8 protein-coding genes are annotated in these 11,619 nt (G+C 53.2%); 2 read left to right on the top strand and 6 right to left on the bottom strand.

The features are described 5' to 3' along the window. The coding region (locus Yoon_RS18035; RefSeq protein ID WP_370642178.1) for an IS3 family transposase at window positions 1-237 on the top strand (237 nt) is incomplete at its 5' end. 1,056 nt (window positions 238-1,293) lie between these two features. Then, window positions 1,294-1,536, top strand: a complete 243-nt coding sequence (locus Yoon_RS13840; protein WP_238112946.1) for a hypothetical protein — start codon at window positions 1,294-1,296, stop codon at window positions 1,534-1,536. Window positions 1,537-1,798: 262 nt separating this feature from the next. On the opposite strand, the gene Yoon_RS13835 is transcribed toward Yoon_RS13840, so the two are convergent. The 6 genes from Yoon_RS13835 to Yoon_RS13810 form a co-directional block, all read right to left on the bottom strand. After that, the gene (locus Yoon_RS13835) at window positions 1,799-2,890 is read right to left on the bottom strand and encodes a tRNA-dihydrouridine synthase (RefSeq protein ID WP_238112944.1); all 1,092 of its coding nucleotides are present in this window, start codon (window positions 2,888-2,890) and stop codon (window positions 1,799-1,801) included. A gap of 411 nt (window positions 2,891-3,301) precedes the next feature. After that, entirely contained in the window at window positions 3,302-4,951 is a 1,650-nt protein-coding gene (locus tag Yoon_RS13830; protein WP_238112942.1) for an FAD-binding dehydrogenase, read from the bottom strand. 190 nt (window positions 4,952-5,141) lie between these two features. After that, a complete protein-coding gene (locus Yoon_RS13825; RefSeq protein ID WP_238112940.1) occupies window positions 5,142-5,441 on the bottom strand; it encodes a hypothetical protein in 300 nt (99 codons plus the stop codon). 117 nt (window positions 5,442-5,558) lie between these two features. Continuing rightward, on the bottom strand, window positions 5,559-5,954 hold the full coding sequence (locus Yoon_RS13820; RefSeq protein ID WP_238112938.1) for a DsbA family protein: 396 nt from the start codon (window positions 5,952-5,954) through the stop codon (window positions 5,559-5,561). Window positions 5,955-6,393: 439 nt separating this feature from the next. Then, entirely contained in the window at window positions 6,394-9,078 is a 2,685-nt protein-coding gene (locus Yoon_RS13815) for a DUF2339 domain-containing protein (RefSeq protein WP_238112935.1), read from the bottom strand. A gap of 628 nt (window positions 9,079-9,706) precedes the next feature. Beyond that, window positions 9,707-11,287: a hypothetical protein gene (locus tag Yoon_RS13810; RefSeq protein ID WP_238112933.1), complete on the bottom strand. Its 1,581-nt coding sequence runs from the start codon at window positions 11,285-11,287 to the stop codon at window positions 9,707-9,709. Window positions 11,288-11,619: the final 332 nt, after the last annotated feature.

Here is an 11,619-nt window from a genome sequence, read left to right as displayed (position 1 = left end):
GATGATGCGGAACTACGGGATGCAATCAAGCGAGTTTCGCGGGAACGGCGGCGGTTTGGGTGCCGTCGCGTCCACGTGATGATCGCGCGGGAGAGTTTTGTGGTGAACCACAAGAAAGTCAATGGTGCTGCCGGATGCCCCGAACCAACGCTGGAGCCTGGGCTTCGTGTCAGACACGCTGACAGACGGGAGCAGGTTTCGTATCTTATGACTTCAGTCGTGAGAACGTGGTTCTGATCGCAGACAAGGTCAGTTGGTTGCCGTGCTTGCGTGGCCCAGACTATCACACGAAGTGAATAAGGGTCGATGACGACGGCCAGATAAGGTCGCCCAGCACGATCATCTCGATACGTTCACTAGGTAAAGTCATTGTAGTACTCCACATCTCGCGCCAGGCAAAAGCGAGGCACACTTTTTGATGCATGCCACCTGCATGCGAAGTTTGGTTTATGATTTGCCGCCTCCAAACATTGAGGGGCGGGCTTTTTTGTTTCCGTGGTGCCATGCTCCATCTGGAACACGCGTCTACTAACCTATCTGAGCAATGGCCCAATTGCGGAAGCTAGGATGGTCAGACTGCGCATCAATCATGGTGCAGGTGACCTTCCATGTTTGATATTGAAGCATATCGGATCATTCAGGGCAATACTATATTTTGTTTTGTTTCAATGGCATAGCGTAAATTTATACTTTCAACAGGCGGAATAGCTCCGCGATTGAGCCAACACTGACCCTCCTGTTGTCGTCACCAAATTTCCCTCTTTCGTGCCAAAACATTCCCTGTTTGCAGAATGGTTTTCCCTGTTATTCCAAGAACGGGGAAATGCCCCCTAACACACTGATATCACCTATGCTTTGGAGGTCGAAATTGGCCAAATTACCCGAAAACGGCACAAAAACCATCAATTTCCCTGATAATTCCCTGTAAATCAGGGAATTTCGGCCCAGACTGGATAGCTTAAGACTACGTGCACAGCCAGCGTCTTCCCCTAACCCAGACGTGTCTTGTTTGCTTTGGTATAGCGCCGAAGTTTCAAAGACTTGCGCGATATGCGGAACGGCGCAGACCGGTGAGCATGCCTATTGGGACGACTGCGACTACGCGGCCCAAGCGGTGCAAATGACGAGTTCCTGCTCGCCGCCACCGCCCAAAACCCCCGCAAACTAGCCAAGATCTTTCCTGCACCGCAGCAAATGCGCAATGAGGTGCCCCTAATTTCCTAGACACCTGCCTTGTTCATTTTCTGCAGTTTCATTTTCATAGTCAACCGGTGACAGCATGGCGTTGTTTGTGTGTTTTCTGTCGTTGATGTACTGCCTGAAGAACATGTGCCTTTGGCAAAAGCAGCTGAGAAAACCCGCCTTAAGTTGCTGTTAATCCTGGAGCTATTGTTCGGGGAGCATCTGAAAGACGTTTGCTGGCAAAAGGAACAACCTGGCTTCAGCGGGATAATGGTTTCAACGAGTGAGATCATGGAGTGCGTCAAAAAACCGCCAGATGATGCATCTGATGGGCTTCGATTTCGTATGGGCTGAAGCCAGATTGAACCTGACCTGGTTCAACGATCCCAATTGCCGCCCGAGGGCGGCATTTTTTTATTCTATCGATGGTCATTTGATTTGTGCAAATGGCCAAATTCACCGCCGAGCTCTGAAAAATATTCTATGAAACCAGAGTCACTTAATGTCGGAGTGGTCAAATTATGCTATGTCCACCCAACAAGCCGCGGGCTAGCGCATAGTCACTAAGCGTTTTGGCGACCTTGCGGCGCTGACATTGGCGAACGATGATTGCCTGCTATTCTGCATAACCGCCATTATAGTCTGCGCTTTTGCGGCGGATTTGGGATTGTTCAACGATCCGTTCGCGGGCGATTCCGCGGAAGTCTTCGATTGATGAAAACCCTTTATCTTGCAGATAGGCACCAAGATCATCTTTCAGCTCTTGGATGAGTTTGATGCCAACACCGCCGCTGCCTTTTTCTTCCATCGCGGCGGTGCAGATTTGCAGATTGCCTGCGCCATGCACGATAAAATTGAAGGCCTCTCGGAACCCTTTGATGCCGCCAATGCCCGAAATTTGTTTGTCGGGGAAGGCGCGCGAAAGATCAGAGACGCGTAGCAAAGCTTGGTTTAGAATGGCCAAACCGCCTTGTCCGCCCGAAGACGTAAGCCCATCAACCTCGACTTCGAATTTCATTGTATCAGGGTCCATCAATGGTAGTGATGGGAATGTGTTGCACAGTGAAATTGCCGACGCGCCCGCCGCATAGGCCGCTGCTGAGGCGCTGACGAGGGTTGACGTCGAAGGCGTCAGTTTAACCCAAATTGGCACGTCGACGACGCTTGTTACCGCTGCGAGAATTGACGTAATGATGTCTTCATCATTGGCGACGTTGGCGCCCATGTCTTTACGGTCCATGTGCGGGCATGACATGTTCAGTTCAAGCGCGTCGCAGCCAGCATCAATGCAGGCGGTTGCGAGTTTGCGCCAGTTGGCCATTTCTTCTTCATTGCCCGCCCCAGCCATAATAGAGGCGATCAGCATGCGGTCGGGATATGTTGCTTTGATTTCTTTCAGATCAGGAAGCCATAATTCAAGCGGCTGGTCCGAGATGAGTTCCCAATTCCAAGAGGAATGAGAGACAGTGTCGGGCCGCTTGTTACGCGAAACATAGGGCTTTTCTTCGCTTGTGCGCTGGTAGATCGTTTTGGGCCCGGCGACATTTTCGACCGGATGCAGGCCAATGGTTTTCGTGACCACGCCACCCCAGCCGGCCTCAAAAGCCTTAAGAATTTTGCGCTTACTTTCCGTCGGCGGCGCCGAGGCCAGAATGAATGGGTTTACAAAATCGAGACCGGTAAACTTCGTAGAAAGATCATATGTCATGGCTATCCCTGCATTGTTGGTCTCAGGAACGCAATTTTTTACCAAAGAGTCAATATTTATCCCGCCTCGTGGAGCACTCGTGTGTAAATCATCACATTTCCGGCTGCTTGGTGCCCAAAAAACGGGATATGATCAAGGACACTGAGCCATAATTATGCAACGGCTGAACGGCGTGTCTTTCCATCCTGCCGTGTATGGGCGCGATGAACGAGAATTCGGACGCTCCTCGGAAAAGGGAGGGTTGGGGCGAAATGAGGCAATATTTCTGCGCGTGCCCTTCTTCGCTTCAAAATTTTTACCCGTTTTATCAATATATTAAGGCGGTGTTACCTTGGAGAACGATCAAGAAAACAATGCACGACCGCTTTTAATAGCTATTTAGGACTGTGGTTGGCGCGCTGTCACACGCGCCTAGCCTGCATTGCGTCCCGCCGCCCGCCCAGAAAAGATGCAGCCGCCCAAAAACGTCCCCTCAAGAGAGTTGTAACCGTGATACCCGCCGCCGCCAAAACCGGCAGCTTCCCCAGCGGCGTAGAGCCCCGCAATCGGAGTATTTGTTGCATCAAGCATTTGGCTGTCGAGGTGCGTTTTTAACCCGCCCAACGTTTTGCGGGTGATGAGGTTAAGCCGTACCGCAATCAGCGGCCCATTGTTGGGATCAAGAAAACGGTGCGGCTTGGCTGTGCGGATCAGCTTGTCGCCACGATAGTGGCGGGCCGCTTGAATCGCTGTGATTTGGGGGTCCTTGCTGAACGGGTTGTCGACTTGTGCGTCGCGCGCCTCTATCTGGCGGTGCAGATGTGTCTCATCGATGAGCGCATCATCCGTAAGACCGTTCATTCCTTTGACAAGGTCAGAAAGATTATCCGCCACGACAAAATCAGCGCCATGTTCTTTGAAGGCTTCGACTGGGCCTGTTGCGGATTTCCCCGACAGGATACGTTGTTTAAAAACCTCGCCCCATTTGGCCGATGTCAGGTCTGGGTTTTGTTCAGACCCCGAAAGCGCGAATTCTTTTTTGATGACCTTTTGGGTTAGAACGAACCAACTGTAATCATAGCCAGTGTCAAGGATCGCCTTGAAGGTCCCGTTGGTGTCAAAGCCGGGCATGGCGGGCGGGGCAAACCGGTTTCCGCGTGCATCGAACCACATTGACGACGGCCCGGGCAGGATGCGGATACCGTGGGCGGGCCAGATCGGGTCCCAGTTTTTGACGCCTTCGGTGTAAAACCACAAACGATCGCGGTTAATCACATGTCCACCCGCGTCCTCGGCAATGCCGATCATACGGCCATCGACATGGGCCGGCACCCCCGACAGCATGTTTTTGGGGGCAGGGCCAAGACGCTCTGTCGGCCATACTTTGCGGATTAATTCGAAATTGCCACCGATACCGCCTGACGCGACGATCACGGCATCTGCATCGACGCGAAATTCGCCCGTGCTTGTGCGGTTGGTTTGCGCACCCTGCACCGCGTCATCCGGGGCAAGGGTTGTGCCGCTCACGCCAACCGCGGCGCCATTTTGCATTTCGAGCCGATCGACTTGATGCCGATGAAGATAGGTCAGGCGCCCTGCGGCGGCGTGTTCATTACAGCGCCGGATGAAATGGGCAAGCACGCCGGGGCCAGTCCCCCAAGTGATATGGAAGCGCGGCACAGAATTGCCGTGCCCCGTGGCGTCCGACCCGCCGCGTTCAGCCCAGCCAACCACAGGGAACCAACGCAAACCCATCTTATGTAGCCAAGGACGCATTTCGCCCGCCGCAAAGTCTAGATAAGCCGATGCCCACTGACGCGGGTAGTCGTCTTCGGGGCGATCAAACTGGGCTGATCCCATCCAGTCGTTCAGGGCCAGTTCATGGCTGTCTTTGATCCCCATGAGACGCTGTTCTGGGGTGTCGATCATGAACAAACCGCCCAATGACCAAAAGGCCTGCCCGCCCAGGTTCTGCGGGCCTTCTTGGTCGACGATCACAACCTGTTTGCAGCGATCTCCAAGCTCAGCTGCGGCGGCCAGACCCGAAAGCCCTCCACCAACGACGACAACATCTGTTTTCATGATTTACGGCTCCGAAGCCAAAGAACAAAGGGAATTGCGGTGACGTACATGACAACACTATAGAGAGCCGAGGGCAACCCAATCGTTGGAATGCCCCCCGTGGCACCAACGATAAGCGGCGCAAGCGTGATACCAAGGCTCCCGTTTTGGATGCCGACCTCAATCAAAATGGTCTTTCGTTCCGACCATGTCAGGCCAAAGCACCCGCTATCAAGAGGCCGCCCATCATCGTGCTCAGGTTAAGGGTTAACAGCGCAAGCCCAAGCAGAGCAACGTTATTCAACAGCAGTTCCCATCTCGATGCGATCGCAGCAAGAATAATGAGAACAAACAGCACGCTCGCCAAATTTAACAATTTGGACTCAACCCGGTCAGCGAATACAGGCGCGAATTGGCGCAGCGCCATGCCGCGAATGACGGGCATTACCGTAAGAATAAACATCGCTAGGGCGAGGATCGTGAGCGACAGATCAGGGGCGCTTTCGCCCATGGCCTCCTATGCGGTGGCAACCGATCCAGAAGTTCTGGCCAAGGCCGGTCCCCCGCGCAGCGGCGTTTCAATCTGACGGTTAATACCACGCGTTAGCGCTTTGGCGGCGCCATGATCTCATCTGGATAGCTCTTTCTCCAAAAAGTCCAATCTGTCTTGACCGAAGAACCAATTTTCTTTGACTACATAAGTCGGAGATCCAAAGAGGCCCAATTGGATGGCCGTTTTGGTTATTTCTTCGCTGGCCTCTTGGATCTGGGGCGTCGATGCATTGTCCAATAAAAGGCTGACATCAAACCCAATTCCCGCAAGAGCTTTGCCAAGATCACCCTCATCCGCAATATTGAGATCCTTTTCCCAAACGGCCGAGAGAACGGCCCCGGTTACCATTCCCTGATCAATCCCCAAGGAATCCGCTGCCACAATAACAGAGCAAGCAAGCCCCATCGAGACAGGCCAAAAAGCGGGAGTGGTGTTGATTGGCAATCCTTGCACCTCGGCCCAACGCGCCATAAGCCTATGCCGTTATTACCAAGATTCTGCATCACAGCTAAGGCCTGCTTAGTCGACTTAAACGGTTCTGAGAATTAGAACACCGTTTACTGCTGCGTCAAAACAAAGTCGCGAGACCTACGGCAGGCCGCGGATGACAGAAGAGCTCAGCGAGATCGGTTTGGACGAGGGGCCCGGCTGTGTTGGCAGATTGATGCGCCAGACCATTCAGGTGGCTGCTCCCGTGTTTACCCCGTCCAACCCGATCATGGGCCGTAGGCTGGTCAGAGAGCTGGCCGCCATCTATCAGCGACGAGACCAAGCCGGTCTGTCAGTCTCGTGTTGCAGCGTCCATGCCACCCAGCCCAGCACGCGCCGCCGTTCGTTGGGTTTACGGGTGCATGATGGCAGGTGATGTGCCGCCATTTTGGATGAACTGCAAAAAGAAAAAGGGGCGTCGCTAAGTGCGCCCCTTTTGATCGATTGCCCATCGGTTGAGCCATGCCAATCCGGCGAGAGATAGGCCCAAGAACAGCAATGAAAATACGCGAATTAACCCGCCAAGCCCGCTGATGTCGACCATAAATACTTTCGCAACGGCCAAGCCGATGACAGCCAAGCCTGCTTTGCGCAGCACTGCTCTTGAGCTGGCCAAGGATTGATAGAACAGTGCCGCGCCGACCACGAGCAGTGCGACCGTATAGGTATATAGTTCGGGCTGCCCCATTTCAGGCAAACTCATGCCGTTTGGCCCGCGCCAGAAGTGCCGGATCGCGAGCCCGAGCCAGAGGCTTAGCAATACGACAGCGGTTGCGATGAAACATCTCTTGAGCGCAGTAGGGATGTTGTGCAGCCACTTTGCGCCGAGGATGAGGAGCAGCGCAGGAAGTAAGTAGGCCGGGATCAATGTATTGAATATGTTTGGCCCTAAAATCGGGTCCGGGATCATGCCGAACACAGGATTTAGCGGGAGAACTATAATAATGAGCTGCAGTAGGCCTATCAGTAAGAAAAGCCCGCTTTGTATCTTGCGTAGCAGCGCCAATGCCCCGCCAATTTCAAGCCTTCTGAGTTGTGCCATGCCAAGCGCAAACCAAACTGTGGCAATGAGGCCAATGGCCCAATGACTATCGGAGGCGCCGACGCCGCCCCATTCCAAAATGGCACGGAAAAGTAGCAATGACACAAGGATGGCCGTCGCAGAAAACACAGCACTTTCGAGCAGGACTTCTGATCGTGGCCGTTTTGCAGTTTTAACAAAATACCAGGACACAGCAAAGGCTGCGACAGCCCCGCCATATGAAAGTAGCATTTCCCAGAACGGTGCATCGGTTGCCCAAAGTAGACCCGGATCAATCACGAGCCGGTACCCAATTGTCACAATCCCCGCCAGAATATAGAGCCCCATAAGCGGCAGGTTAAACTGTCGATCAAGCCAAGCGGCAGTTACGACTGTCACCGCAAGCGCCGTGGTGAGTGCGGCAGAGCTGAAAAGAATGACGATGCCGAACGCAATGCAGGCAAGCGCTGAAAGAGCCGCAAAAGACGTCCGTTGCCTGTCTTGTGGGCCGTCCACCCGGGCAAAGCGCTCTGCAATTGCGACCATCACGCCTGCAATGGCCATCGCGTGCAGCGCCCAAATGTAAGTGCCGATTACTCCAACAGGTTGCCAATAGACGTCGAGGGCGATGGCGACGATGGGTGCGAATGTTGCCGCGCCCATAGCCATGAACAGTTGTGCCTGCCCCCCACGCAGTGATCGCCAAGCCGCAAGAATTGATAAGACCAAGCTTATCGCGATCAAGATTGTTGCGCTCATCGGAAGGTCTGCTTCTGCCTCTCGCGCGAGTATTGCTTGTTCATTCCAAATACGTACCCCGCTGGCCGCAACAACAGCGAAGGCGGTCGCCGGCAACGCGGCAAGATCCGCGAGGGCAGTGGCGTCGCGCGCCCAAACCAACAAAGCCAAGACCATCCCGCTTAGCGCAACAATTCCGACCCAGAACAAATCTGTGTGTGAGGCATCAAATGTTGTCAGCGCAATTAATCCGCTTGCGGCAGCAACAGCGCCACCCGCAAGCCGTGTCGGAAACTCTGGCCAGCGGTCCTGTTCGCTATGCGCGAACATAGTTAGGCTTAACAGGGTCCCCTGATGATCGGGCACTAATTTGCGTAGAGGTATTGCGATGCCAGCAGCGGCCAAAATGGCGCAATAGATCACGAACGGGGCTTGGGCCATGAAGCCAGCGCTAAACATCAAGAAAAAGCCGGTCGCAAATCCCAGCGTTAGCGAAATGACAGACACCCATGCCCAACGGCGAAATGCATCAATGGCTAAGCCCAAGATTGTCACAATCGCAAAATACCCGAGCAACCAACTTGGGTTGTCTGATGACCCATCAATAATAAAGGGGGCGCCCATAGCCCCAATAATGCCGACCGCAGCTAATAGTGGCCCATAGAACCATCCCAGAACAAGCGCGACCGTACCCACGAATGCCATACCAACGAGCGCCAGTTCTGGCCCAATAAATCCATAAAGGAGACGCGCGGCCAGAACTGCCGCAAACAATGTGACGATACCGGCCCCGGAAAAAGTCGACGGTAAATATGCTGTGCTGCGACCTTCTTCATCGCCATATCGCCGCCGAATATATTCGCCAGCTCCGATGAGGACCGCGCCAAAGGCGAATGCGACCATGACACGTACTAAAGGAGGTAAGAGCCCCTGTTCAATACCATATAACACGAGGAATATACCTGCTAACGCAAGCGATACGGCAGAGACCGCGTAGAACCAGTTTTGCATCAGCCAACTTATCAGCGCCGCGAAATTTGTGCTGTTTACAACTACGGATTTCGGCGGTTCCTCAATTGGTGCGGCAGATTCCGCCGTAGGTTCCGCTGCTGGAATGGGGATGGGGGCTTGTTTTACAATTGCTGCTTTAGCCGCGGGTGAGGGCTTTGCAGGTAGCGCTTGTGCCTTCGGAGGAACGGCCACGGGTGCTTCTCTCGCCTGACGCAAATAGGCTTCTTCGAGCGCTGCAACACGTTCACGCAGGCTCACGTTGGATACCAAGAGATAGATAATCGTAAGCGGGATCGCGAGGGTCACAACTACTGCAAGGAGTAAAAGGGCTTCCAATGTAATATTTCCAGACTGTCTTGCGGCGTCGTTCTCCTGAAATGTCTTTTACCATTTCAGGGTCAGCGGGTGAAAAATGCCGTTCACATGAACAGGTGAACGAAACTCAATGGTATCGATAAAATTGAACGCAGTTCACATATTGCCCTCAAACTGGGTCCGCGTCAACATGATTGAGCGAAATTGTCATACGATCTGAGATTTCTGCGGTATAGGTCTTACGTACCTATTTGGTGATCTGCTGGACGACATGGGACGGCCTATTCCGATCATACCAACCGCACACATGGCACAAGCGGTGCGCGTCAAGAAGATTTGATACTATCCACCTACATAACAGGCTCATGATCACGCTTGGCGGACGGCCTTGTCCGATCCTCAATGAGATGCCCCTATATTTGTAGGCGCTTTGCTTGGTAATCTTGGACTCAAGGAGAGACAGATACGGTGAACCCGGCTGGGAGTTGATCCTACGCAAGGCACAGTGACTGGGGCAGCGGTCGGGGCGACATGTTTCCAGTTAGGAACGTTCCAAACCATCAAAGCCGCTGGTCCTTATCAAAAATCTCAACTCAACAATCAAACTGGGGCGGTTGCCCCAAAAGGAGAATGCATGCGGATGGCAGCTTTATTCAATGTTGGGTGATACGGTGTAGAGGATGAAGTTCTCATTTTCTACAATGGGAGTCAGATGCAAGCCTTCAGGTTTGGGACTGTCGCTTTCTGCAAACCAAAATAGCGCTTCGAATGTCTGTGGCCACCCATGATAGTAATCTAACGTGAATCCGCTTTCTGCGGCTTTTGTAGGCGGATTGAGGTTTGCACTTGCACTTAGTCGGTCAGACGACAATGGCCACGCTTGTGGGAGATGCAGCGGCATCGCCAAAGCGCTGACCCCTACGGGTGAGGTGTTGCTGAACAAATTGGCGACATATCCATCGGCTTCAATTATGACGAGCGCGGGTGCATGGTTCAGGCGATTGACAAGTGGTGTTACGGTTTGTGCCCCAATGAGTAGGCGGGCGCCCTGCGGCAATGACGCTACCGCCGCGCGAACGTCGTTCTGGGCGCGATCGAGCAAGCCCATCCTGTCGTAGATGTGTGATTGCTGTAGCGCGAAAAGACTTATGAAGGCGGCGGTTAAGGGAACCAGGCGGGCCCGGCCAGCGTCCGTGAGTGAACTGCCTGCGAGAAGGATCGCTATCGGAATTACTCCATAGCGGATGTGCAAATAGGCAATGCCGGAAAACACTGCCGGGACAGCGAGAACAAGGACGATACTTGCGCCAAGTACAGGCCGCAAAGCATGTGACATCGTGAGCCAACCGCGGCTGAAGGCGAGATAGAGAAGCAGACACATGCCGGTAAGCAAGATCGTAGACAGCAAATAGTTGTCAAAATTCAATGATGCCAATAGAGCGTCCAAACGGCTCGCAAAACCACCGAAGGTTCCGTTGTCCGTGTCTAGGCTTGCAAAGCGTTCTCGGAAACTCGCCGCAAACAGTGCAAGCGGAATGACCGCAATAAGACCATCGCGCAAAAATAGGCCACCAAAGAAGCCCCTCGCCAGTCCGCGTTCGCCCGCGAAAAAACGCCCAACCTCGTAGGCCAGCATCAGATAACCGAACAACAGAAAACCCAAAATATGGCTGAAGAACAAGATAGGCATGAGGGCGGCAAACAGTGCTGTGCGTGGCCACCCTGGGCGCATTTTGATCCAAAGAGCGAGCAGACACAGTGCTAAACCCATCGCGAACACGAAGTTGATGAAGCCCCACGCCAGTGGCTTGCTGTAGATTAGCAGCACAGACGCGACGACAGGCAAGCCTACGCGCCCAGTCGCAACCCAAGACAAAAGAGCAACGCCAATGGGAAGAAGCGCGGCAGCGATTACGTTAAAAACGGCTCCTGCCGTATAAGGGTCCATGATCGCCATCAGAGGGCGCATAAACATATCCATTGCTAGGTCGGGGTAGATGCCCCATTCGACCGTAAAGTGTTCTTGTAACGTGGCCGAGCTTCCAAGATTATGTTCGATATAGACGCGCGCAAGGTGGTTTGGATAGTCGCCCGCGATACCGAGCGGAAACCGTATCATCGGTGCTAGCGCTAATACCAGAACCGCCAGAAGTAGGAGATACCTTGCCTGCGGAAAAAAAGATCTCAATGGTGCGATTGTAATACCATGTGACGAAGGAATAATTTTCAACTGTCTATTCTCCGTACTGAATTGTTCAGTCGTGAATTATCAAGAAACGCCCAAGAACTGGAGTGGGCGTTTAACTCCCGGCTCTGAAAACGGCCCAGCAGAGACCGCGTGGAAGGTACGTGCTTGATGGAAATGCAGGTGGCATATATCGAATGGCTATAAGGCGCGCGAAAACTGTCATCGAAGGTGGGGATCATAAAAAATATCTTTGATAGAATGGTTTTGATCATCCGATAGGCCAAATTTCATGCCCGCCAGAAACCAGCTTAGTCTTTGCTATCAGTTGGTTCATTTCACTTGCCTTCAAGCTGTGTTTGTCGTTTGCCAGACTT

The organism is Yoonia sp. I 8.24 (assembly GCF_022096995.1).
Classification (GTDB): domain Bacteria; phylum Pseudomonadota; class Alphaproteobacteria; order Rhodobacterales; family Rhodobacteraceae; genus Yoonia.
This window is presented reverse-complemented; position numbering and strand designations above follow the sequence as displayed.

Bases quoted from the DNA above. Each gene is read 5' to 3' on its own strand.
- Yoon_RS13830 (WP_238112942.1), bottom strand. From the start codon at position 4,951: ATGAAAACAGATGTTGTCGTCGTTGGTGGAGGGCTTTCGGGTCTGGCC.
- Yoon_RS13825 (WP_238112940.1), bottom strand. From the start codon at position 5,441: ATGGGCGAAAGCGCCCCTGATCTGTCGCTCACGATCCTCGCCCTAGCG.
- Yoon_RS13835 (WP_238112944.1), bottom strand. From the start codon at position 2,890: ATGACATATGATCTTTCTACGAAGTTTACCGGTCTCGATTTTGTAAAC.
- Yoon_RS13820 (WP_238112938.1), bottom strand. From the start codon at position 5,954: ATGGCGCGTTGGGCCGAGGTGCAAGGATTGCCAATCAACACCACTCCC.